This window comes from Bacillus carboniphilus (assembly GCF_039522365.1).
Lineage (GTDB): Bacteria > Bacillota > Bacilli > Bacillales > JC228 > Bacillus_BF > Bacillus_BF carboniphilus.
In genome coordinates, this window is sequence record NZ_BAAADJ010000049.1 from 1 (window position 1) to 23,623 (window position 23,623).

The 23,623-nt window shown below is 37.4% G+C and carries 22 protein-coding genes; 4 read left to right on the forward strand and 18 right to left on the reverse strand.

The genetic code is table 11. The annotated features are described in order from the left end of the window. Positions 1-100: 100 nt before the first annotated feature. The 14 genes from ABDZ91_RS14730 to ABDZ91_RS14795 all read right to left on the reverse strand — a co-directional run bounded on the left by ABDZ91_RS14730 (position 101) and on the right by ABDZ91_RS14795 (position 16,681). Positions 101-1,264 carry an extracellular solute-binding protein gene (locus ABDZ91_RS14730; protein ID WP_343800231.1) on the reverse strand — a complete coding sequence of 388 codons (1,164 nt, stop codon included), beginning with the start codon at positions 1,262-1,264 and terminating at the stop codon, positions 101-103. A gap of 57 nt (positions 1,265-1,321) precedes the next feature. Continuing rightward, positions 1,322-2,224: a carbohydrate ABC transporter permease gene (locus ABDZ91_RS14735; protein ID WP_343800233.1), complete on the reverse strand. Its 903-nt coding sequence runs from the start codon at positions 2,222-2,224 to the stop codon at positions 1,322-1,324. Positions 2,225-2,254: 30 nt separating this feature from the next. Next, a complete protein-coding gene (locus ABDZ91_RS14740) occupies positions 2,255-3,121 on the reverse strand; it encodes an ABC transporter permease (protein WP_425541839.1) in 867 nt (288 codons plus the stop codon). Positions 3,122-3,233: 112 nt separating this feature from the next. After that, entirely contained in the window at positions 3,234-3,866 is a 633-nt protein-coding gene (locus ABDZ91_RS14745; protein WP_343800234.1) for a YesL family protein, read from the reverse strand. A gap of 336 nt (positions 3,867-4,202) precedes the next feature. Further along, the gene (locus tag ABDZ91_RS14750) at positions 4,203-5,177 is read right to left on the reverse strand and encodes a carbohydrate ABC transporter permease (protein ID WP_343800235.1); all 975 of its coding nucleotides are present in this window, start codon (positions 5,175-5,177) and stop codon (positions 4,203-4,205) included. Positions 5,178-5,188: 11 nt separating this feature from the next. Further along, on the reverse strand, positions 5,189-6,130 hold the full coding sequence (locus ABDZ91_RS14755) for a carbohydrate ABC transporter permease (protein ID WP_343800237.1): 942 nt from the start codon (positions 6,128-6,130) through the stop codon (positions 5,189-5,191). Positions 6,131-6,209: 79 nt separating this feature from the next. After that, a complete protein-coding gene (locus ABDZ91_RS14760; RefSeq protein WP_343800238.1) occupies positions 6,210-7,553 on the reverse strand; it encodes a sugar ABC transporter substrate-binding protein in 1,344 nt (447 codons plus the stop codon). A gap of 88 nt (positions 7,554-7,641) precedes the next feature. Beyond that, positions 7,642-8,808, reverse strand: coding sequence for an anhydro-N-acetylmuramic acid kinase (locus tag ABDZ91_RS14765; protein WP_343800239.1), 1,167 nt, complete (start codon positions 8,806-8,808; stop codon positions 7,642-7,644). Positions 8,809-8,827: 19 nt separating this feature from the next. Continuing rightward, positions 8,828-10,429 (reverse strand): beta-N-acetylhexosaminidase, encoded by a 1,602-nt coding sequence (gene nagZ / locus ABDZ91_RS14770; protein ID WP_343800241.1) that lies wholly within the window; start codon positions 10,427-10,429, stop codon positions 8,828-8,830. A 24-nt stretch (positions 10,430-10,453) separates the two neighbouring features. Continuing rightward, a complete protein-coding gene (locus tag ABDZ91_RS14775) occupies positions 10,454-11,500 on the reverse strand; it encodes a serine hydrolase domain-containing protein (RefSeq protein WP_343800243.1) in 1,047 nt (348 codons plus the stop codon). A 37-nt stretch (positions 11,501-11,537) separates the two neighbouring features. Continuing rightward, entirely contained in the window at positions 11,538-12,494 is a 957-nt protein-coding gene (locus tag ABDZ91_RS14780; protein ID WP_343800245.1) for a GNAT family N-acetyltransferase, read from the reverse strand. Positions 12,495-12,732: 238 nt separating this feature from the next. Continuing rightward, positions 12,733-14,061 (reverse strand): (Fe-S)-binding protein, encoded by a 1,329-nt coding sequence (locus tag ABDZ91_RS14785; RefSeq protein WP_343800247.1) that lies wholly within the window; start codon positions 14,059-14,061, stop codon positions 12,733-12,735. Next, entirely contained in the window at positions 14,018-15,469 is a 1,452-nt protein-coding gene (glcD, locus tag ABDZ91_RS14790) for a glycolate oxidase subunit GlcD (RefSeq protein ID WP_425541840.1), read from the reverse strand. The genes ABDZ91_RS14785 and glcD overlap by 44 nt, the downstream gene beginning before the upstream one ends. A gap of 96 nt (positions 15,470-15,565) precedes the next feature. Beyond that, positions 15,566-16,681 carry a CdaR family transcriptional regulator gene (locus ABDZ91_RS14795; RefSeq protein ID WP_343800248.1) on the reverse strand — a complete coding sequence of 372 codons (1,116 nt, stop codon included), beginning with the start codon at positions 16,679-16,681 and terminating at the stop codon, positions 15,566-15,568. A gap of 146 nt (positions 16,682-16,827) precedes the next feature. Between ABDZ91_RS14795 and ABDZ91_RS14800 the strand changes: the two genes are divergently transcribed. Next, a complete protein-coding gene (locus ABDZ91_RS14800; RefSeq protein WP_343800250.1) occupies positions 16,828-17,076 on the forward strand; it encodes a WYL domain-containing protein in 249 nt (82 codons plus the stop codon). A gap of 72 nt (positions 17,077-17,148) precedes the next feature. Here ABDZ91_RS14800 and ABDZ91_RS14805 read toward each other — a convergent pair whose 3' ends face one another. The 4 genes from ABDZ91_RS14805 to ABDZ91_RS14820 form a co-directional block, all read right to left on the reverse strand. Beyond that, positions 17,149-19,146: a TRAP transporter permease gene (locus ABDZ91_RS14805; protein WP_343800252.1), complete on the reverse strand. Its 1,998-nt coding sequence runs from the start codon at positions 19,144-19,146 to the stop codon at positions 17,149-17,151. Next, on the reverse strand, positions 19,139-19,675 hold the full coding sequence (locus ABDZ91_RS14810; protein WP_343800254.1) for a DUF1850 domain-containing protein: 537 nt from the start codon (positions 19,673-19,675) through the stop codon (positions 19,139-19,141). The genes ABDZ91_RS14805 and ABDZ91_RS14810 overlap by 8 nt, the downstream gene beginning before the upstream one ends. Positions 19,676-19,839: 164 nt before the next feature. Further along, positions 19,840-20,808, reverse strand: a complete 969-nt coding sequence (locus tag ABDZ91_RS14815) for a TAXI family TRAP transporter solute-binding subunit (RefSeq protein WP_343800256.1) — start codon at positions 20,806-20,808, stop codon at positions 19,840-19,842. Between the two features lie 159 nt (positions 20,809-20,967). Next, positions 20,968-21,525 (reverse strand): phosphatidylglycerophosphatase A family protein, encoded by a 558-nt coding sequence (locus ABDZ91_RS14820; RefSeq protein WP_343800258.1) that lies wholly within the window; start codon positions 21,523-21,525, stop codon positions 20,968-20,970. Between the two features lie 148 nt (positions 21,526-21,673). Here ABDZ91_RS14820 and ABDZ91_RS14825 point away from each other — a divergent pair, with 148 nt between their 5' ends. The 3 genes from ABDZ91_RS14825 (at position 21,674) to ABDZ91_RS14835 (ending at position 23,515) form a co-directional block, all read left to right on the forward strand. Continuing rightward, complete coding sequence (locus ABDZ91_RS14825) at positions 21,674-22,399, forward strand: alpha/beta hydrolase (protein ID WP_343800260.1); 726 nt, start codon at positions 21,674-21,676, stop codon at positions 22,397-22,399. Positions 22,400-22,573: 174 nt separating this feature from the next. Next, positions 22,574-23,089, forward strand: coding sequence for a YjcG family protein (locus ABDZ91_RS14830; protein WP_343800268.1), 516 nt, complete (start codon positions 22,574-22,576; stop codon positions 23,087-23,089). 3 nt (positions 23,090-23,092) lie between these two features. Continuing rightward, a complete protein-coding gene (locus ABDZ91_RS14835; protein WP_343800262.1) occupies positions 23,093-23,515 on the forward strand; it encodes a GNAT family N-acetyltransferase in 423 nt (140 codons plus the stop codon). Positions 23,516-23,623 lie beyond the last annotated feature (108 nt).

Sequence of the window (23,623 nt, forward strand, 5' to 3'; positions counted from 1 at the left end):
ATTTCATTTTACAGTGATAGGCTATTTTTATTTGCTGGTATATTTGGGTAAATAACTGTTTCATCAAATCAAGCGAAAACTGTACACTTTATTCTAGCAGTCACATCGGGGCATCATTTTCATCTGTCTCATCCCAGAATAAACCTTTTGGACCAAAGAAAAGGACTTTTTGACCTTCTGTGCCCACCACCCAATCGAAATAAGCAAAAACTGCTTCTGGATGTTTAGCATTTTGTGTGATTACGTTTACATTCCAACCTAATGTAACAAATCCATCTAACCATACTTTATTTTTATCAACACCCTCCTTATGGAGCGGCCAAATCATATCATAACCAGCATCAGGGTCATCTGCCTGCAAGCTATTATTACCTACTCTTCCTAAATCAGCTGATGTAGCCGTTAATACAACGGCAACCTTACCTGTGTTAATTTTTTCTTTCACTTGATCTAACGTTTGTGTCATAGCATCTTGTGTTATAAGTTTTTCCCTGAATAATTTATTAGCATATAGCATTGTTTCTTCAAAAACTGGATCCACAAATATGGATTTTAACTCATCGCCAACTGGATATGAACGTTGTCCAATAAACGTTCTTGGATGATCGTCTGCCATCCCAGAATAAAGCATTTCAATTCCTTGTCCTCCGTTTCCAACTTCAAACGGTACAACATCTGGATAGTTTTCTTTTACTAATTTTAAATAGTTATATAAATCATCATATGTTTCTAGTTTAGGAGAACCTAACTCCTTATAGATTTTTTTATTGACTAGCCATCCTGCATTTCCTCTTGGCTCTTGAGAATACCAGTTAGGAATCTGATAGATGTGTCCATCCTCACTTCTAAGCATATTTAATGTTTGTTCCCCAACCCATTTTTTAATATTAGGGTATTTTTCAATATACTCATCTAATGGTACAAGTTGCCCTGCTTCAGCCAAACGTTGAACATCAGCTCCACGATTAAGGTGAATCACGTCTGGAAGTTCTTTTGAAGCTATCATTGTATTTAACTTTTGTGCGGCTGCTCCACCAGATTGAATAGGTTCAATCGTAACAAGTTTGTTTTCTTTAATCCACTTGGTTGCCTCGTTTTCAGCCCAAGGATCGGAAACCATCCAGTCGTAGTGACCGTAAAATGAGAATTCAAGCGGATCTTCCCCAAATACCACTTCTTCTTGAGTTTCATCTTCATCACTTTTGCAAGCAAATAGAATAGAAACTACGCTCAAGATCATAAAAACCATGTAAATCTTTTTCATCATATAACCCCTTTTTTTATTTTTTTATATAAAGTCAAATGACTTATAACCAATTTGCTACTCTTTTAGAGACCCTATCAGTACCCCTTTTACAAAGTGTCTCTGAACAAATGGATATACTAGGATAATAGGTATCGTTGCTACCATCATTGTTGCCATCGTTAGTGACTTGGTTGTAATACTTTGTAAGTTACTCATCCTTTCGAGAGCAACTGCATTTCCTTCTGATGCTTGCATCATTTGTTCAGACATTATATTAGAGTTCATGATTTGTTGAAGTAAAGTTTGAATCGGTAGCAAATCTGCATCAGAAATATAAATGCTTGCTGTAAACCAATCATTCCAATGATAAACAGCTGTAAATAATGACAAAGTAGCAATAACTGGTCCTGAAATAGGAAGGACAATCTTGAAAAACACTCCGAAATCGGAACAGCCATCTAACTTTGCAGACTCCTCTAAACTTTCAGGGAGCTCTTTAAAGAAAGTTCGGAAAATAATCATGTTCCACACGTTGATAATGGTTGGGATAATTAAGACCCAAAATGAATCCATTAGTCCCAAGCCTCTTACTAATAAAAACGTAGGAATGAGACCACCACTGAAATACATGGTAATAACAAAGAACAACATGTAATATTTTTTTCCTATTAGCCACCTTTTCGACATCCCGTATCCCAATAATGCAGTAAAGAATATCGAAATAAATGTACCTACTAACGTTCTAGAAATCGAAACAAAGAATGCCTGAAGCAAGCGGTCGTCTTGAAAAACAATCGTATAGTTGTCTAAAGTAAATTCTCGTGGCCAAAATGTAACTCCACCTAAAGCGGTGTCAGCCCCAGCATTAAATGATATAACCAAGGAATTCCAAAATGGATATAACGTTACGAACCCTAGAATTGCTAGAAAGATATAAATAAAAAAGTGTAACACCTTATCTTCAAATGCGAGTTTCATAGTAGCCACCTCCTTGAATAGATTTCTTAATTACCATAAGCTTGACCCCATTCTTCTAGCAAAAGCGTTTGCTAATACAAGTAAACCTACACTTATAATCGCCTTAAATAATCCAACTGCGGTTGCATAAGAAAATCTAGAATTCAAGATACCAACCCTATAAACATAAGTATCAATTACCTCTGAAACATCCCTTAATATTGGGTTAGACCCGAGTAATAGTAAATCCTCAAATCCTGCACTTAAAATGTTACCTATTGCTAAAATGAGAAAAATTAAAATCACCGGCATAATACTTGGAAGCGTTATCATTGTTATCTGTTTAAATCTACTTGCTCCATCAATAGAAGCAGCTTCATACATATTTTGGTCAACACCTGCAATTGCTGCTAAATAAACAATGGAAGCAAATCCTATTTCTTTCCAGACACCTGTAGTAACAATAATGGTCCAAAAATACTCAGGTATTGAGAGAAAATTTATTGGTTCTTCTATAAGTTTTAATTCCTCAAGTAGAATGTTCAAACTTCCGTTATCGGTTGATAATATAGAACCTACAAACCCCGCCACAATAACCCATGAAAGGAAATGTGGTAGGTAACTGACCGTTTGAACTGATCTTTTAAATATTTGATTTCGTACCTCATTTAACATTAGAGCTAAAATAATGGGTGCAGGAAATCCGACTAATAGCTTAAATAAACTAATTAATATCGTGTTTCTCATCACCTCTGAAAATTCGGGTGACTCAAAAAACATGATAAAATGCTTGAAACCCACCCACTCACTACCAAGTATACCTTTGAAAATATTGTAGTCCTGAAAAGCCATTACAATCCCATACATCGGTATGTAGCTAAAAACGAAAACAAATATGATCCCCGGTATTACCATCATCTGTAATTGCCATTGGGAGAGAAATTGTTTTCTCTTTGAATTTTTATCTTTGTTTTTTATGGGTTGCGTTTCAGGGGTAACCTTTTCCAACTCCATGGAATCCCTCCCGCTTCTATATTTCTCTTGGTTTAACTACAGCAGTATTCAATTGTCTTACAATTTTCATGGTAAAAAACATCCAAACATAACTTATAAAGCTTCCAAAAAACAATAGAATAACTGGCAAATCTTTTATAAGAGATACACAAAAGATTAAAGCTACTCCCATTGATAGTGTTATTAGTGGATTGGATATCCCTATAAAACAACTGTATTTAATATATTGGAAGACTGAGAGACGATGTTGGGCAAGTAGAGGAAATACATACATACTGATAATCCCGACAAGTAAACCAACTGTAAGTAACCCAGCATACAAAGCTAATGAAAGGATACTGTAGTCCATTAACATTACGTATTGAAAATCTATGTACAACATGTAAATGATTCCAATCAAAATTACGCCAAGTAAATTTGAGTTCTTGAATTCTTCAAAGTAGGTTTTTTTAAATGTGTTAAAGATTGGAGGATCTTCGTTGTCGATAATTTTCCTCATAACAGCATGCATTGCTGTAGTTGCTGGAAAAAAACCTAATACAATCCCCCCTAGCAAAGTAAATAAAAACCAGAGACAGTTGATATAAAAAAACTGGGTTATTTTTTGTGAAATTCTATAAAGGCCTCCTGCTAACCCATCCAACTCCACATTGAATCCACCTTTCTGTTAATTCTTTCCTTGACACCGCTTTCAATTAACTAAATAAAATGAATCGACTGAAAATTCTTTCGACAAATTTCATTATACTAGAAGATGGAAATTATTGAAACCAAAATTTAATTTTTTATTATATAGTTTGAATAAAAATTTCAGTTTATGTCACTAAAACCCTGTTATATAGGCAATTAAGAGATACTTTCTTCATTTTACAGCCCTGGTTTTACGAAAAAAATAATTTAAAAAACCTATCATATAAGTAAAATTAATATTCAAAAAAAAAGAGCTCTCCAATTAAATGAAGAGTCTCTTTTTATTATATCTCTATTATTCCTTCACCCCACCAAGCGTCAATCCTTTTACAAAGTGACGTTGGAAGAGAATAAATACAATAATCATTGGAATGGCTGCGATGGCTGCACCACTCATGAGAAGTTTAAAGCTTACTAGGTTAGCATCCTGAAGGGCTTTTAGACCTACAGGTAATGTGTATAGATCGGAATCATTTAAGACGATAATTGGCCATAGGAATGAGTTCCAAACATTCATAAATGTAAAGATTCCTAAAGCTGCCATACCTGGCTTGGATAGTGGAAGAACTATTTTCCAGAATGTTTTCCATTCGCCTGCACCATCAATTTTGGCTGCGTCCAATAATTCATCAGGTATGGAATACATAAACTGACGCATTAGGAACACACCAAATACCATAGATAAATCAGGTAAAATTAGTGCCCAGTGTGTATCCATTAACTGGAGGTCTCCTACCATGATAAATAGAGGAACGAGCGTAACTTGACCTGGGATCATCATGGTAGAAATGATAATCCAGAAAATTAGATTTCGGCCTGGGAAACGTTTCTTCGCTAGTACATATCCAGCCATAGAGTCAAATAGTAGAATACCTACCGTAACCACTACAGCAATATAAATACTGTTAAAGAACCACTTTCCTAGACTATTCTTCTTAAAGAGCGTTTCAAATCCTTCAAATGTGTTGTCCACGATGTGGGACATGATTCCACGGTGATATTCCGCTTTCTCAGTATCCCCAGCCTTTTCTGCATCCCTCGCTTTACCCCAGTGTTCGAAGTATTCCGGAATCCCCATTGGATACATTTTAGGTGGGTTTGCATCAACATAAGAGGTTTGACGTGGTAACTCTTCATCTTGATACGAACTTAATTGTAACGATGTACTGAAAACCCAATATAACGGTAAGAGGGAAACAATAGCGAATATCGTTAATAGCGTGTATGTGATTGTTTTATTTAGTCGTTTTAAACCTTTTGATGATTTCACTGGTTCCCCTCCTATTCATCATGTCGCAGTACGCGGAATTGAATTAATGAAAAGATTAAAATGATAATAAATAAGACGACGGACTGTGCTGCTGCAAAGCCATATTCGAAGTCTCTAAATCCAGTTTTATAGATTAAGTGGACTAAGGTTTCTGTAGCATAACCCGGTCCTCCACCAGTCATCATGATAATTTGAGTGAATACTTGGAATGAACCTATTGTACTTAATAGCACTAGATATAAGGTTGATGGTTTTAATAGTGGTAATGTAATACGAATCCACTTTTGAAAAGCATTGGCACCATCAATTGTAGCTGCTTCATATAAAGACTCTGAGATGGATCCCATTGATGCTAAGTAGAAGATTATCCCTACACCAAATGGAATTAAACATTGCATGATGATAATCGCCCAAAGGGCAGTATCTGATTGACCTAGCCAATTTATTTTCTCTCCACCAAACCAGCCGATTACGTAGTTGAATAATCCAAACTCATAATTGTACATCCAGCGCCAAACCATTGCGATAATAACACCAGATGCAACAGTTGGTAAGTAAAAGGCCGCACGGAAAAAGCTCTGGGATAAACGACCGAGGGAATGAATTAAGGTGGCAATAATAAGTGCACTTATAACGTTAAATGGTACGGTTACAAGAGTATAAACAAAGGTATTCTTTAAAGCTTGTCCAAATGCTTCACTCTTGAAAACTCTCGCATAGTTCTCTAATCCGATAAACTCAGGTCCGAAAATTTTATAATCCTGGAATGAAATAACAAATGCCCATAGGACGGGAATTGCAACAAAGAGAGTAAATAACACCAACTTCGGAAGTAAAAAGAGATAAGCTGGGTAATTTTTCTTCATCTCAATTAAGGTCTTTTTAAACCTTGATTGAGGTTCTTTTTTTGCTTTCGTTTCATTCATTGGAAGATCTTTTTGTACGGGTATCACAGTTGGGCCCCCAATCTTTCATGAAAATTGGTAGACTTTAGACCAGCTAAAGCCCACCAATTTCACTGTAAAGTATCTACTATTCTAGTAATTCGTTAACTCGTTTTTCTGCATCCTTCATAGCTTGCTCTGCAGTCTTTTCACCATTGAATACTAATTGCAATTCACTTTGGATTGCTTCGTCAATTTTCTTCCATTCTGGATGTCTTGGTAACATCACAACTTGTGAAGACATTTCTTGAGCACGTGCCATTTCTGGGTTGTCAGCATATGGATCTTTTTCAGCCGCACTAATACGTGCAGGGAAGATACCATATTCTTGAGCCATTCTGAATTGCTCGTCAGTTGTTGAAATAGACTTAATGAATTCTGCAACTACTTCTGCTTTACCTTTGTCTTCTTGATGGAACATTGTCCAACCACCAACACCACCGATTGTTACAGGCTCACCTGTAGAACCAGTTGGGTAGTTTGCTACCATAAAGTTCGTTGGGTATGAAGTTTGTGCAGCAGTGATTGCCCATGTTGCCCATGGTTCCATAGCTACTGTACGTTGCTCTTCATTCGCCCAAGCTTGGAATGTTCCACCTACGTCAGCTCCACCCATTGATACAGGAGCAGCTTCATTTTTCAATTTAATATCTGCCAATGCTTGAATTGCTTCAACTGCTTCAGGGTTGTCAAAAGTAAATTCAGAAAGATCATCACTTAAAGGTTGACCACCATTCATGTAGAAGAATGGCCATGCTTCATAGTAACCAGGTAAAACGTACGTAGAGAATCCATAAACATCAGTTGTTCCATCGCCATCGCGATCAAACGTTAATTTTTCAGCAGCGTCTACGAACTCGTCCCAAGTCCACTCACCATTTTCAGGTGGTGTTACACCAGCTTCCTCAAATAAATCAAGGTTTAAAAGCATAGCGTGAACTGTCATAGAGTTTGGAATTCCATAAAGCGTGTCATTAAATGTATATGCATCTAAAGCATTTGGATAAAAATCCTTAAGGTCTTCTTCAGTTAAATATTCTCCAATAGGCTCTAGTACACCTTGCTCGATGTGCTCGATACTTACAGCACTACCACTGATGTCAACTGGAGCAACATCTGGCCATGCTTTACCAGCGATAGAAACACCTAATTTATCTGGCATTTCAGCCCAAGGAACTTGAACTAATTCAATTTTTACACCTTCGTGCGCTTCTTCAAATTCAGCAATTTTTTCTTCTAACCAGAAGAATTTATTTTCTTCTTCATCATCTGGTTGAGCCCAACGTGGACCATCCCAGATTGTGATTGTTCCTGTCCAGTCTTCACCTGAATCAGTATTTTCTTTGCCATCTCCGCTACATGCTGCTAGGAAACCAATACTTAATACTAGCACTAGCAGAAAGCTCATAGATTTAAGCTTTAATTTCATCATTCTTCCCCCTAGAATATAATAGTTAAAAAACGTTTACATTACTAATATAGCAAATTTTTTCTATTTACTCCCCCCCCTCAAGGATTTTTCACCAAGCAATTTTACCCATAACAACAGATTTTTTAGCCCCTGTTGCAGAAGGTAGATTGTTTGGTTTCTTATTGAAACATTGGTAGCCAAGTAAAGCGAACACGATTGCTTCTTTTGCATCAGAAGGCATACCGTATTCTTCGGTTCCTTTCAAAGCAACATGGTCTGGAAGGTAATATTGAATACGTGACATAAGTGTAGAATTATATCTTCCTCCACCACTTATTAGGACTTCTTGTATATCGGATTGAGCAACAAACTTCTCAATTTCCTGAGCAATCGTCTTTGCCGTTAAATCAGTGACCGATGCAATTTTATCGTTGTCAGTCATTAGAAAAGTATCAGCCTCTGCCCACAATTTCTTTGCATATTCTTTTCCGAATAATTCGCGGCCTGTACTCTTAGGCGGCTCTAGTGAAAAATAGGGGTGCTCTAATAGCTTAGATAGCCACTCTTCATGGACACTCCCTTTTGAAGCCAGAATTCCATCTCGGTCATAAGACTGTTTTCCATTAGTTGCCCAGGTAGTAAACGCATCGATAATCATATTGCCCGGGCCAGTATCATAGGCTAATACATCCTCTTCAGTACAGCCCTTTGGAAGGATTGTAAGATTGGATATTCCTCCGATATTGACTAGAACTCTACCAAACTTATTCTCGTTAAAGAGTAAGTAGTCTGCATAGGGAACCAAGGGAGCTCCTTGACCTCCGACTGCAACATCTCTAGTTCTAAAATCTCCAACCGTAGTAATGCCTGTTCTCTCTGCGATCACGCTAATATCCCCAATTTGAAGAGTGGAAGCAACATGGTGACCAGCTAGTTGAACAGTATCAGGCTGATGATAGATAGTTTGACCGTGAGAGCTTATTAGTAAAATATCTTCACTGTTCATTCCCGCATCATTGATTACCGCTAACGCAGCATCTGCAAATAGTTCTCCGAGGAGCATATTCATATTCGAAATATCTTCTAACCTAGAGGATTCAGGATCGCAGAGCTGTAAAATCTTCTCTTTCATTTCTTGCGTATATGGAATGGAAGTAAATTGAATGGGTTCTACTTGAAAAGAGTCCCCTTCGCTAATTTTTACTAATCCGGCGTCTATTCCATCTAAGGAGGTACCGGACATTAGTCCAACCACATATTTGCCATTCTCTCGCATAACCAACACCTCCTGAATTTTATAAGTTAGGGAGGGTAACCGGTAGCTTCCCTTTTACTACTTTTTTACCAAAAATGGCCTCAGCTGCTGTTTTTAAGGCTGGGTAAGTAAATTCATAGGTCGTTACATATGCAGGTATTTCTGGCAGATACGAAAGATCATATGGACTTCTTGTTGCCACAACAACTACTTGTGCTCCACTTTCTTTTAGTTCCTTAACAAGAGTCACCTGGCTGCTATCCTGAGTAACAGTCAATGTTCCAATAATGATCGATTGATACTCTTTTGCTCTCTCTACTACCTGGTTAATTTCTTGACTTGTTGGAGGATTAGATATCTCCAAGGTATCAACTGAAGGTTGAACTTCTTGGAATGCATCTCCTAGTGCAAGATTTAAGTACTTTTTATCTTCTACCTGCATTTTTACGTTGTTTTCCGGGTAAACAACCAATACACGGTGGTCACGATCCTGTGGTAATGGTAGGATGTCCCCTTCATTTTTCACAACAGTAACTCCTTGGCGGTATATTTCAGCTGCTTCTAGTTGATGTTGAAGACATCCAACTTCTGGAGAAACAGTTAGTTCCCCTTCTAAAGAAACATCTTCCCACTTCAGATATTTTTCCTTTAGTTTCATGACCCGTTGGTAGGCAGCCTCAATCGTTGCCTCATCAATTTCACCTGATTCCACAGCAGTCTCGATTTCTTTGAGTGTCTCAAAGTGACGAGTATGAAGATGAGAGACCATAATTAAATCTACTCCTGCCTTAACGGCTTCCACTCCACCTCTTGCTGTTCCAATGGTTTCAGAAATGGCGTTCATTTCCATACAGTCTGTTGTAACAACACCATCGAACCCTAATTTTTCCCGTAAGAGCCCTGTAATGACTTTCTTTGAAAGGGTAGCTGGTACATTTTCCTGTGTCTCTATAGCAGGGAAGTAGACGTGAGCTGACATAACGGTATCCGCTCCATTTTCAATACAATCGACAAACGGCTTCAGCTCAATTTCTTCTAATCTTTCCATAGAATGAGAGATGACTGGCAGGTCTAAATGTGAGTCAACACTTGTATCTCCGTGTCCTGGAAAATGCTTTAAAGTTGTGATTACTCCTGCATCCTGCATACCTTTCATGGCTTCTTGACCGAACTTAGATACTTTTTCGGCCGATTCACCAAAGGATCGAACACCAATGACAGGGTTTTCAGGATTATTATTAACATCTAGGACAGGTGCAAGATTCCAGTTCACTCCTAAATGCTTTAATTCTCTACCAGTTGCAATTCCAATCGCATATGCATTTTGAGGATGATCTGTTGCTCCCAATAGCATTGCACCAGGGAAAATAGTCGTACCTTCTCCTAATCTTCTAACGACTCCATTTTCTTGGTCGATACAGATTAGTAATGGATGCGTATGCCCGGCATTTTTTGCCTCACGCTGTAATTCTGTTGTTAACGCTAGCACTTCTTCTGGTGTCCCAATATTTCTTCCAAATAGAATGATTCCACCCACATGGTTTTCCCGTATGAGCTTCTTAATTTCAGGAGAAGCTTTTGTTCCTTTGAATCCGAATACCATTAACTGTCCAATTTTCTTTTGCATATCAGATAATTGCATCTCATTACTCCTAACTTGTATGGTTTACAAATTCGCTCGTATTAAATTGTGAAGTCTAGGACGCAATCGTAAGATGTGATCCTTTCGACCAAAGTGCACCCTGTTTGTCAGTAAAATTACATGTAACTTTACTTTAGGATCAAACCAGATGCTTGTACCTGTAAATCCAGTATGACCGTAGGATGTATCTGAAAAATAGTCTCCACATGATGAAAGGCAAGGACTATTAAGAATCCAGCCTAACCCCCGATACTCACTATCAAAGGCGGTGAAATTCTTTCTTGATAGCTCTAAAGCAGATGAAGATAGTATCTGTTTTCCATTAAATACACCATCATTTTCAATCATGGAAGTGAAATTAGCTAAGTCTGTAACTGTAGAAAATAGTCCGGCATGCCCACTAATACCACCCATGCTTTCTGTATTTTCATCATGTACAATTCCTTGTTTGTAACCGTTTAGATGTTCGCAGTATTCGGTAGCAGCAAACCGCTCACGTGGGTATGTTGGGTTAAACCCTGTTTCTAGCATTTTTAGAGGCTCATAAATTTCCTTTTTAAGAAACTCAGGAAAAGCCTGTTCCGTTACAGCTTCAATCAATTTATAAAGTGTGATAAGTCCCAAATCGCTATATATCACTTTACTTCCAATTGGATAAATGAGTTCTTGTTCATAAATTCTATCCATGATTTGTTCGGTTGTTAATGATTCAAGGTAAAAGTTATGGAAAGCTGGTAAACCACCTGTGTGTGTCAAAAGATGTCTGATTCGAATCTCTTCTTTTCCGGCTTTACCAAACTCAGGTAAGAAATAAGAAACACGGTCATCCAGTCGCACCAAACCATGATCAAGTAATTTCAATACAGCAGGTAGTGTTGCAACTACCTTTGTTAATGAAGCTAGATCAAATATGGTATCCAACCCCATCGGAGACTTCTCCGGGGATACCACCTTATTCCCAACCGCCTCTTGAAGCAAGACTTCACCTTGGAATGACACATGTAGAACGGCTCCAGGAATGTGATTATTCTGAACTTCTCTTTGTAAAAATGAGAGAACCTCTTTTTTCATACCAAACCCTCTTTCATATTCTGACATGTTCTTTTTCTTATAAACTCTTAGAATATGGTGTGTATGTTTTCCAAGGTTTATAGCCTAATTTTCCATAGAAATCTACTAATCCGGTCCAATCAATCACTATTTTGTTGATGCCTCTTTGTCTTAAAAACGCAATTCCTGCTTCGACAATAGCAAGGCCGTATCCTTTTTTTCGTTCATTCGGATCAACCCCTAGAGGACCAACACCACCTAGTTCTTCATCAAAAAGTGGTGCCCAGTAAACATTTTGAGCAATGAACGGAGACTGATTATCGTTTATCCGACAAAACCCAATGATTTTCTCCTGTTTTTTTATGACAGCAAACTCTCTACCTGTCCCACCCTTTTTAAAATAATGGATGGCTTCGTATGCCCATCTTCCAGGAAAACATCGATTCAAGAATTCTACTAAATCCTCTTTTTCTTCCTCTTTAATCAGTGAAAATGTAACCTCTTCCATTGAAGGAATTGAATCTATCTCTTTGTCATTATAGTCGCATAGTAAATCAACTTCATTTCCACCACTAACCTTGTATCCTTTGTGCTCAAACCATTCCATTACTTCTGCGTATTGAGTAGGAATGCCAGGAAAGTAATGCCAAGGATCTCGACCAAGAAATACTTTCTTCATGCTATTAGCCTTTAGAAAAGACTCTGCATGTTCTAATAGCTTTGAACCAATCCCTTGACCACGATAAGCTGAATCTACTAGAAGGACTTGAATCCATCCTGCTTCCTTACTCATCGGAACGTCTAATGATTCCTGCCATCTCTTGACCAAAATAAATCCAACAACGGATCCATCCTCATTTTCAGCTATGAGAGACCCTTTATTACAGACATTTTCGTCCTTAAAGCTATTTTGAAGGAGCAGCTCTTTCCTTAATGGAAACTCGTCGCCAATCTCTTTATTCCACAGCTTCAAAATACTATCTATTTTTTCTATATCCCAAGGAGTGAATTTCATTTATTCCATCCTTTCGTAGGTTCTTCTATGACCTAACCGAAAAAGTTTGAGAATACCATGTGGTAGCGGTTACAATCATTCACAAGTTTATAGACATATATAGTTATATTTAAATCAAATCTCTTATACATATAATAATCGATAGAAGTAGGATTTTAAAGACTATTAAGGCAATTTAAAATAAAATTTCAGAACTTTAGACCTAGTGTTTTTATTAGTAGATTCTAAAGTAGAACTCTCAATTCACTTCAACGTAATCTGACAAAAAGTCTACTAGGTGTACTGCTTGCATACGGTCACTTACCCCTGCTCTTTCAATCCCCAGCTTCATCTGTAATAAACAGCCTGGATTTGAGGTGACAATGATCGCAGCATTCGTTTCCTTAACCTTTTCCATCTTTTCATCAAGTATTTTCATAGACATTTTACTTTCTAATAAGTTGTAGATACCAGCAGAACCACAGCAGTATTCGGCTCCATCAAGCTCGACATACTCAACATTTTGGATGGATTTAAGGATGTCTCTTGGTTCATTGACCACTTTCGAAACATTTCTTAAATGACATGAATCCTGATAGGTCACAATTACACTTTGTTTGGACTTCATGTTCACATTTGAAATATCCAGCTTAGTAAGAATACTTGATATGTCGATAACTTTTTCTTGAAAGCGTAAAGCTCTATCATGCCACTCAGAATCTCGCTCTAATACAAATGGGTAGTCATGTAAAAAAGCACCACAGCCTCCAGCATTGTTAACGATATAATCTATATCCATGGCTTCGAAAGCTTCAATATTACGTTTGGCTAAAGACGCTGCTCTATCTTTCTCACCACTATGGGCATGAAGAGCGCCACAACAACCTTGTTGCTCTGGAATCCACACTTCACATCCCGCTTTCTGAAGAAGTGCGATTGTGTATTGATTCGTTTTTGTAAACATGGTATCCATCAAACAACCAGTAAAAAAGGCAACGGTCGATTTTCTCTCTCCGATTGCTGGAAAAAGTGTTCCTCGAGTTTTGTGTTCTTTTTGCTTTGGAATCGCAGGAAGGATTTTTTCCATTTGTCGCATTGGTTCGGGAAACAAATGAAGGAAACCTATTTTTCTACTAAGCTTTTGGATTCCTGATTTTTGATAAAATCTAATCAAGCCAGTAGCCTTACTCATATTTCTCTTGTCTTCAAATAAATAACCAAATGCAATGTTTCGAACAGTTTTTTCCATCATACCTTTGTTCTTCGACTCATGGATGACAGCTCTTGCGTTTTCTAAAATATGACCATATTGAACTCCTGCCGGGCAAGCTGGTTCACACGCACGGCATCCAAGGCAAACATTCAAGGAATTCTCAATATCATCGTCCCATGAAACAAAACCATCTCGAACCGCCTTGATTAAAGCAATCCTACCTCTTGGAGAATGAGCCTCATCCTGACCCGTTTGTATATAAGTTGGACAGGCGGGGAGACAAAACCCACACCTCATACAATCTAAAAGACTTTCTTCATCAATTTCTTCATTAAACCCTTGTTGTATTTTTTGTTGAAGAGCTGTTTGTGTCATTAGTAACCACCACACGTTTCTTTGAACTCTTGGCAAACACCTTTCCGGGGTTCATTATATGAGTTGGATCCAATGCATCCTTAATACTTTTCATTACATGGATTCCTTCTTTACCAAGTTTCCATTCTAGGTAGGGCGCCTTCATTTCCCCAACACCATGTTCACCCGTTATCGTTCCACCTAAGTCAATGGAAGCAGAGAAAATTTCAGCAAAGGCTTCCTCAACTCTTTCCATCTCCTCTTTATTCCTTGCATCTGTTAAACAGGTAGGATGTAAATTCCCATCGCCTGCATGACCAAATGTACAAATTGTTACATTGTGCTTTTCTGCAATACTACGAATTTTTCGTACCATTTCTGCTATTTTGGATCTAGGTACAGTCGCATCCTCCAATATGGTAGTAGGAGTTTTTCTAGCTAGAGCAGATAACGCAACACGTCTTGCAGTCCTAAGATCTTCTGCTTCTTCTTGTGTTGATGCCAGTGTTACTTTCCTAGCATGATTAGCTTTGCAAACCTGTTCCATCCGCTTCATTTCATCTCTAACTACTTCTTCAGGACCATCCTGTTCAAGGAGAAGAACCGCTTCTACATCGGTTGGTAACCCAATCTTTGTATATTCCTCCACAACCTCTATGGTTGCCTGATCCATAAATTCTAGTGTTGCTGGAATTATTTTGGACGCAATTATTTTAGATACCGTTTCAGCAGCATGTTCCAATGAATCATAGAATGCTAGCATTGTTTCTTTATATGTAGGTTTTGGGAGTAGTTTTAGGGTAGCTTCTGTTACAATGCCTAATGTTCCTTCTGAACCTACAAATAAACTAGTTAGATCATACCCAGCTACATCCTTAGCTAATTTCCCACCAGTCTTAACGATATCTCCGTTAGCCATTACCACTTCTAATCCGTACACGTAATCACGAGTTACACCGTATTTTAACCCACGGAGTCCCCCAGAGTTTTCATTGATATTTCCGCCTATGGTTGAAATCTTCATGGAACTTGGATCAGGTGGGTAAAACAAGTCAAATTTTTCTACGTAGTCAATCAAGTCTTTCGTAATCACACCCGGTTGAACTGTAACCGTTAAGTTTTCTTCATCCAATTCTATGATTTTGTTCATATGCTTAAACAAAAGAACAATCCCACCTGATGAAGGAACAGTACCAGCTGCAAGGTTGGTACCAGACCCTCTTGGTACAATTGGTATTTTCTTTGACTGACAAAGACGAATGATTTCAGATACTTCTTTCGTATTTCTTGGAGATACAATAGCATCAGGAAGCGACTGGTATTGAGCTGTAGCATCATACGAATATGCCAGCCTATGAACAGTGGAAGCCTGAACATTTTCCTCACCGACAATTTCTTTTAGTAGACCTATAAATTTTTCCGATAGTATGTTACTCACCTCTTCCGAATCAATGTAAGTGTTTACAATTAGTATATAGTGGTTTGTTATTTGAATCTATGTGTATAAAAACAAAAAAACAGCCAGTTAATGACTGTTTTTTGTATCTTCATACATAAATCGGTAGGCAACATATAACATTACTAAATGATGGATGTTATTAAGATCCAATGAGGTAATTTCTTCTATTTTTCTTAATCGATAATGCAGGGTGTTTATATGTATATGGAGTTCTCTTGCCGCTTCTTTATTTGATAAGTTGTTTTGAAACCAAGCCTGGAGAGTCCTCAACAATACCTCTTCGTTTTGAATAGGTAAGATCGTCCTCTTTATGAATTCTCTTTTAGCTTCTTCAGGTAGAGAATATTGAAGGATGTCAAATTGCAGCTCTTCCTCAAAAACTACCCCATTTCGTTTCGTTGCTACCAAAACAGCACGTTCTGCTTGGTTATAGGACTTAAGTATAGCTTTAGGATCAACTTTCTGACCTACACCAGCGATACAACGGCCCTTTGTATATGGTGATAGGATATTCAGTAAGGTTTCAACATCTTGCTTTTTTATGCTGTTTGTTTCGATAGGAATGAAAACTAATAATTTCTCTTGGCCCCACCTTATGAATAATGCCCCTTCGTATGAACGCCACTGCTTTTGAATTGTTTCAATATCAGAAAAAGTAAGCTGAAAGGGATCGTCGGCAGACTTGATAACAAGAACCTGGTGATAAGAGTACATGTCCACTTGAAAAAAAGAACTTCTCTCGATTAAATCTTCACCCCATTGATCTGCATGAAGCCAATCAAAAACAAACAACTCTAGCTCCCTTGTTAACCTTTCTTGTTCCTCACGATAAGAATTCTCTTGAATAAAGAGCTCAGTTACTCGTTTTAACAATTGTCCATAGGGAGCTACGACTTCCGGTTTTCCAGTAATTCCGATCACTCCAAGTGGCTTTTCATGAATCATTAGTGGAAGAACAATACCAAAACGAACTCCTTTTAACTTTTTAACCTTTTCTTCTGTCATATGAATAGCTTGTTTATCACGAATAGCAAGTACTGCTCCTTCATGGAATTCACCAATTCGAGACGGATTAGTACTAGCCCTTATAATACCTTCAATATCAGTTACAATTACTTCTTCATTCATCAATTTCTTTACTTCTTCTACAATTCTTTGAGCCAAATTTTCATTTAATAGCACTTTCTTCACCTCTTGTATGGCGAATCGTATATTCTATTACGTATTCTACATCTAATATAAAAAAATTTGTTTACATTTCACAAATTATTTTGCATAACAAACGTATGTTCGTATATAATATTTATATAAAGATGAGGTGATTCACTGTGAAGAAACGATTGATACGATGGCAATTAGAAGGAATTCCAGTCGAAATTATTTATGAATCAAAATCTCATACCTATACTCAAAGAAAAATTAAAATTATGGATATCCAAGACGAACGGGTCGTTGCATATTGTTTTTTACGCGATCAAATTCGGACCTTTAACCTGGAACAAATATTATCTGTTTTTCCTGTTGGCTTTAATAGGAATAAAAGTTATAAAAATAAACACCGAACAAAAACTAGCTAACTTTGTCGAATATTGCCTAGGGAATAAGGCATGTAAAAATCCCGTATCCTCCATAGAGAATACGGGATTTTTTTATGCTTCTAATGTAGATGGTGCTTCTTTAACACCTTTATCTCGCTTGATTACAAATTGCACTATTAACATGACTACAAATAGACCTAATCCATAAAGGTCAGAATTACCTTCCGGATACATTAACATTAGACCGGCAGCAACACTTAAGATTCGTTCAACCCAATGTAGCTTTCTATACCAGAATCCAATGAGGCCACCACCAATTGCAATCATTCCCGTAAGGGCTGTGAACAATATCCAGATAATACCCGTCCAGGTCACATCAATCATGAGTAACTGTGGTTGTAAAACAAACATATAAGGGATGATAAAGGCTGCAATGGCAAGCTTCGATGCATTAAAGCCTGTTCTAATAGGCTCTCCACCCGATATACCACTGGCTGCAAATGCAGCTAATGCTACAGGTGGTGTAATATCTGCCACAATACCGAAGTAGAAGACAAACATATGCGCTGCAAGAATAGGAATAGCTACCTCTAACTCACTATTCAAAGCAATTAACGCGGGTAAAGCAATCGTTGATGTAATAATATAGTTTGCTGTTGTTGGAGAACCCATCCCTAAAATAATAGATGCAATCATTGTTAAGAATAAAGTTAACAATAATTGAATTTCAGGCGTACTAGCAATAGCTCCAGCAATATCTACTAAACTATTTCCAAGCTTTAGACCTAAACCTGTTTTCGTTACAACCCCAACAATTATCCCGGCACAAGCAGTCGCTGCAGCAACTCCAAGAGCCGTTCTAGCCCCATCTGTAAGTGCTCTTACAAATTTGACAGGGGTAATTCTTGTATCTTTACGGAATAAACTTACCAAAATAACTACGACAATACCTAATAGAGCAGAACGTTCAATACTCATACCACTAAACAAGAACCAAACAATGGCAAGGATTGGAGTTAAAAGGTAAATCTTTTTAAACACTTCTTTTTTATCAGGCATTTCGTCTTTTGAAAGCCCTAACAGACCAATTCTTTTCGCTTCAAAATGGGTCATAATCCAAATTCCGGAGAAATAAAGCAGTGCTGGAATAACAGCAGCTTTTGCTATCTCCCAATAACCTACACCTGCAAATTCAATCATTAGAAATGCAGCTGCACCCATGATTGGCGGCATAATTTGCCCACCTGTTGAAGCTGCTGCCTCAACAGCACCCGCGAATTCCTTTCGGTATCCTAGCTTTTTCATTAGTGGAATCGTATAGGAACCAGAAGTAACCGTGTTAGCAACCGAGCTACCAGAGATTGTACCTTGTAGGGCACTGGAGAAAATGGCTACCTTTGCTGGACCACCAATACGTCTACCAGCAATTGTAATAGCTAGTTCATTAAAATAGTTTCCAACACCTGTCTGTACTAAAAATGCTCCAAACAAAAGAAATAAGAAGATATACGTAGAGGAAACCTGTAATGGTGTACCTAAAATACCTTCTGTTGTAAAGAACATAGACTTAATTAACTGATTAAGATCTAGTCCACGATGAGCTAACATACCTGGCATGTTTGGCCCAAGTAATGCATAAATGAGAAAAACAACTGCAATAATCGTAATTGGTAGTCCAACAGCTCTTCTAGTTGCTTCTAGTACAAGAAGAATCGCAATTCCACCAACAATTACTTGAGCTTGAGTTATTCCACCAATCTGTTGTACGAGCTGTTCGTAAAAGAATGGCCAATAAGCACTGACAACTATGGATATGAGCGCAAGCAGGTAATCATACCATGCAACTTTCCTCTTGTTTCCATTCTTCCTCGCAGGGAATAAAAGAAAAATTAAAGCTAATGCAAATCCTAAGTGTACAGTCCTTTGGATATAAGCTGTATATTGACCAAAAATACCCGTATATAGTTGAAATAAGGAAAATGATAAAAGAAGTACAAATACGATAATGGCTGCTATTCCAGCTAAATTTCGTGTATTTGCCTCTCTGTCATACTTTTTTAAAAGCTCTTCTTGCTGTTCTGCTGTTAGGTTTTCAGCTGCTTTACTCATGTATCTTCACTCCTTTCAAATACTGCCATAGGTTTAAACGATCAACCTTCATAGTAAAAAAGGCTCCTGGTTCAAAATATTCATTAAACCTGACCATTTTTTCCCCATTCTCTCCCCAGACCAGACGGTGCTCTGAGACAGTTCTTCCATTTCGAATATTGATTGTTGGGAAGACTCTTTCCATATCTTTTATATGATACTTACCATTTTCATAAACAAAGGTTTCTCCTTTGCCAGCATTGGAAGGCATTCCAATACCAAAATGTTCATAGATCATTTCATATTCTTCAAATTCATGCTTTTCAGTTACTCTAAATTTTTCAACTACATCAGTTAAGTGAATGGAATGTTTCCAAATAATTTGAAAGGTTTCCCCTTTTTCTATGGGGAGAAAGGCTTGGATTTGTGATGTATTTTGCTTATAAAATACTAGTGCTGTTCGGAAAGGTATCATAAAACAAACGAATAGAACAACAAGGATCATGAGGGCTGTGATGAGTAGTTTCTTTTGTCTGAAAAGCTTCTTCATTCAAATCCACCTTACATAGAAAATGAAAAGTATGGATATGTCACCATATTATTCATTTTCTTCTTTAAAAAGAAGGAACGACCGGCTATAAGCCTATAAAAATAGGTTTACGGCCGGCCTATTAAACATGTACTCTATTGTACCAAATTCTAATTTTAATTCAATTACTTAGAAATTCCTTCTTCATCAAAGTACTTCTTAGCACCAGGATGAAGATCAATTCCTAATCCGTCAAGTGCAGATTCTTTTGTAATGAATGCACCTTTTGCATGAGAAATCTTATCTACGTTTTCAAAAATAGCTTTTGTAATGTCATATACTACATCTTCAGATAGTTCATCTGAAACAGCAAGCATTGCAAGTACAGCTACAGTTGTAACGTCACTACCTAATCCATAAGTACCTTCAGCAATTACATCTTTAGCATAGTATGGGTACTTGGCAATTAGCTCATCAATTTTGTCTTCCGCAACAGGAACAATTGCAATATCAGTTGTAGCAGACAAACCTTCAACGGCACCAGTAGGTGTACCTGAAGTAATGAATGCTGCATCGATATTACCATCTTGGATTCCACCAGTAGACTCACCAAAGTCTAGGTTTTGTGCATCAATATCGTCCATAGTCATTCCGTGAACCTCTAGAATTTGTTCTGCATTTACGTAGGTACCAGAACCTGGAGCACCAACTGATACTTTTTTACCTTTTAAATCTTCGACAGAAGTGATTCCAGAATCAGCTTTTGTAACGATTTGAACTGTTTCAGGATATAGAGAAGCAATAGCTTGTACGTTATCAATTGCATTCCCCTCAAAAGAGTTAATTCCTTCAATTGCATTTGATGCTACGTCAGTTTGTACAAATGCAAGATCAGCACTACCATCTGCTAGAGCTGCCATATTATCAGCTGATGCATTGGAAGATTGAGCAGTTGTATCAATTCCAGTTTCATCAGAAATAATTTGAGCAAGTTCTCCACCCAGTGGATAGTAAGTCCCACTTGTTCCACCTGTTAACATATTCATGAATTCAGGTTTATCTCCAGACCCGGAATCTTCACCAGATCCACATGCTGCTAGAAATAAAGAAGCAGTTAGTAACATGACGATTGAAAGCAAAAAGCCTTTTTTCATATGTATTTCCCCCTTGTAAAATAATTGTAAACTATGAATATTTTACATAGTTTGTTAGAGTTCTGTCAAACTATTAGTAGTCTAAAAGTCTCGAATATAGTCAAAAAAGCGCATACATTCCATTGTGTTTACTATTTTAGTATATTATTTTGTTTTTGTCTAACCGATTAACTCTTCTTCTTCTAGCTTCTTTTTTTCTTGTTCAGAAATAGCTTCTTCTTCGTCTCTTAGCTTATGGGCTAAACGGGACGAGGCATTTGCAGCGATACTCGCTACGATATCGTCTAAGAAGGTATGAACACTTTCACCATATTTTGTATCTAATTTTTTTATTATTCCAATCTTATTCTTATCTAAATGTCCGAAAGTTGTTACTGCAATGCTTCCATAACCCAAGGATGCTCCTAATGCAATCGTTTCATCGACACCGAATAGACCTTCGTCTGATGCAACGATGGATTGAAGTGGTTCAGAGAGCATGCCCTTTTCAGCTAGTTGATCTAGCTCGATTCCTACAAGGATAGCATGCTGCAACTCACGTTTTTTCAACACCATTTCTACGCTATGAACACATTCTTTCATGGTAAGATTAGGATGATATGGTTCTTGCATTTCAAAAACAATTTCTGCAATATCTTCGATGGTTACGCCACGTTCTGTTAATTTATTCAATGTTGCTTTTGTAACCTCTATACTATGAACTCTGCCATTTGTCATATCTTTCTCCCCCTTTGTTTAAGTAAATCGTTTGAAAATTCAAATGTTGTGGGATATTATATCATCACTTGTACTAGGAAGTCACAGCATAACTATTTATGATACAATGCTATTTGAAAAATGATGGTTCATACCGGAGGAATTTATAATGGCTAACCCACAAGGAACAATAGAAGATTATATTTTTTACAGCAAAGAGTTAGAAGAGGAAATTCCATTACTGATTTATAAACCTCATCATTACTCGACTCTATATAAATATTCCGTTTTGATTGTCCAAGATGGAAAAGATTACTTTCAAATGGGAAGAATTGGTCGTGCAGCCGATCAGTTACAAGAAGAGCTCGAAAATCTAATCATTATTGGAATTCCTTACGCTAATGTCGAAGACCGTAGAGCTAAATATCATCCAGATGGTGATAAGCAAACTGCCTATATTAGATTTCTAGCGCATGAATTAGTTCCCTTCATTGATGAACAATTCCCAACCTATCAAGTGGGTTCAGGAAGAGCGTTAGGTGGAGATTCACTTGGTGCTACGGTTTCTTTAATGGCTGCGTTAAAATATCCTAATATATTTGGAAAGGTGTTATTACACTCACCATATGTTGATGAGAAAGTCATTACATTATTAGAGGATTTTGACCAACCTCATTTACTACAACTGTATCACGTTATTGGGAAACAAGAAGTAAACGTTAAAATGACAAATGGCGAAACAATGGACTTTTTAGAACCAAATAGGGATTTACATGACCTAATTGAAGCAAAGGCTATTCGAAACTTTTATGATGAATTCGATGGGGACCATACATGGAAATATTGGCAGCCTGATCTTGTAAGAGCATTACGAATGATGTTTTCTAAGAACTAGTGAAATAATACTATTTGTGGACTATTTAAATAGGATAAGATTAGGAGTATTCGCTATATCCTACTCTTTTGTTCTCTGCTATAATAAAAGGTACACTCACTTAGATTCGGGAACGATCCCCTTTTTAACAACTGCTCATATTTAGTCTAAAATAATAAAGGAGGTTTTTTTATGATGAAATATGGAATTGTTATCTTCCCATCCAAAAAACTACAAGACTTTGCAAACTCATATCGTAAACGCTATGACCCACACTATGCACTTATTCCACCACATCTAACTTTAAAAAATGCATTCGAAGCAGACGATGAAAAAATTAAAGACATCTCTGAAAAACTTGAAGAACTATCTAATCACTACAACCCTTTCCAATTGAGTGTGTATAGGGTGAGTTCATTCCAACCCGTTAATAACGTTATTTATTTGAAGTGCGAACCAAATGAAACCCTAAATGAGCTACACAAAGAATTGCACCAAGATTTTATCGGTGAACAACCAGAGTACTCTTTTGTACCTCATATTACGATTGGACAGAAGCTTTCAGATGACGAGCACTCCGATGTGTACGGTTCTTTAAGAATGCTGGATGTCAATTTTGAAGAAACCATTGACCGTTTTCATCTCCTGTATCAATTAGACAACGGATCATGGACGGTATATGAAACGTTTAGACTAGGAAGAGGGAATTAAACAGTGGAAGTACGTGTTGTTAATACAGAACAAGAATTAAAAGATGCATTCGAAGTAAGAAAGGTCGTTTTCGTCGACGAACAAAACGTACCGTTTGAAGAAGAAATGGATGAGTACGATGAAACCGCGACACACCTTGTGTTGTATCACGAAGGAGTTCCAAGTGGCGCAGGGCGCTTTCGAGTTGTTGAGGGGATTGGAAAAGTAGAACGGATTTGTGTCCTTTCCTCCCTACGTGGACATGGTGCAGGGAAAGCGATAATGAGAAAGATTGAAGAAGTTGCCAAAGATCAAGGTATCTCTTCACTAAAGCTTAATGCACAAACACATGCCATCCCATTTTATGAATCTTTAGGATACGAAGTTATCTCTGATGAATTTATGGACGCTGGCATCCCACATAAGACTATGAAAAAATACATCTGATTTTAAGAAAAACCGGGCAAAAACCGCCCGGTCCTTTTTTGTCTAGTGGATGTCCGATAACTTGTACTCTTTCCCATGTACCCCTTTATAGTACTCCGGGTACATTTC

What these genes read in the sequence shown, in the direction of transcription:
- ABDZ91_RS14735 (WP_343800233.1), bottom strand. Translation starts at nt 2,224, where the DNA reads ATGAAACTCGCATTTGAAGATAAGGTGTTACACTTTTTTATTTATATC.
- ABDZ91_RS14740 (WP_425541839.1), bottom strand. Translation starts at nt 3,121, where the DNA reads ATGATGGTAATACCGGGGATCATATTTGTTTTCGTTTTTAGCTACATA.
- ABDZ91_RS14775 (WP_343800243.1), bottom strand. Translation starts at nt 11,500, where the DNA reads ATGAAAAAAGAGGTTCTCTCATTTTTACAAAGAGAAGTTCAGAATAAT.
- ABDZ91_RS14785 (WP_343800247.1), bottom strand. Translation starts at nt 14,061, where the DNA reads ATGACACAAACAGCTCTTCAACAAAAAATACAACAAGGGTTTAATGAA.
- ABDZ91_RS14810 (WP_343800254.1), bottom strand. Translation starts at nt 19,675, where the DNA reads ATGAAGAAGCTTTTCAGACAAAAGAAACTACTCATCACAGCCCTCATG.
- ABDZ91_RS14830 (WP_343800268.1), top strand. Translation starts at nt 22,574, where the DNA reads ATGAAATATGGAATTGTTATCTTCCCATCCAAAAAACTACAAGACTTT.
- ABDZ91_RS14780 (WP_343800245.1), bottom strand. Translation starts at nt 12,494, where the DNA reads ATGAAATTCACTCCTTGGGATATAGAAAAAATAGATAGTATTTTGAAG.
- ABDZ91_RS14765 (WP_343800239.1), bottom strand. Translation starts at nt 8,808, where the DNA reads ATGCGAGAGAATGGCAAATATGTGGTTGGACTAATGTCCGGTACCTCC.
- ABDZ91_RS14820 (WP_343800258.1), bottom strand. Translation starts at nt 21,525, where the DNA reads ATGACAAATGGCAGAGTTCATAGTATAGAGGTTACAAAAGCAACATTG.
- ABDZ91_RS14815 (WP_343800256.1), bottom strand. Translation starts at nt 20,808, where the DNA reads ATGAAAAAAGGCTTTTTGCTTTCAATCGTCATGTTACTAACTGCTTCT.
- nagZ (WP_343800241.1), bottom strand. Translation starts at nt 10,429, where the DNA reads ATGCAATTATCTGATATGCAAAAGAAAATTGGACAGTTAATGGTATTC.
- ABDZ91_RS14760 (WP_343800238.1), bottom strand. Translation starts at nt 7,553, where the DNA reads ATGATGAAATTAAAGCTTAAATCTATGAGCTTTCTGCTAGTGCTAGTA.
- ABDZ91_RS14805 (WP_343800252.1), bottom strand. Translation starts at nt 19,146, where the DNA reads ATGAGTAAAGCAGCTGAAAACCTAACAGCAGAACAGCAAGAAGAGCTT.
- ABDZ91_RS14825 (WP_343800260.1), top strand. Translation starts at nt 21,674, where the DNA reads ATGGCTAACCCACAAGGAACAATAGAAGATTATATTTTTTACAGCAAA.
- ABDZ91_RS14730 (WP_343800231.1), bottom strand. Translation starts at nt 1,264, where the DNA reads ATGAAAAAGATTTACATGGTTTTTATGATCTTGAGCGTAGTTTCTATT.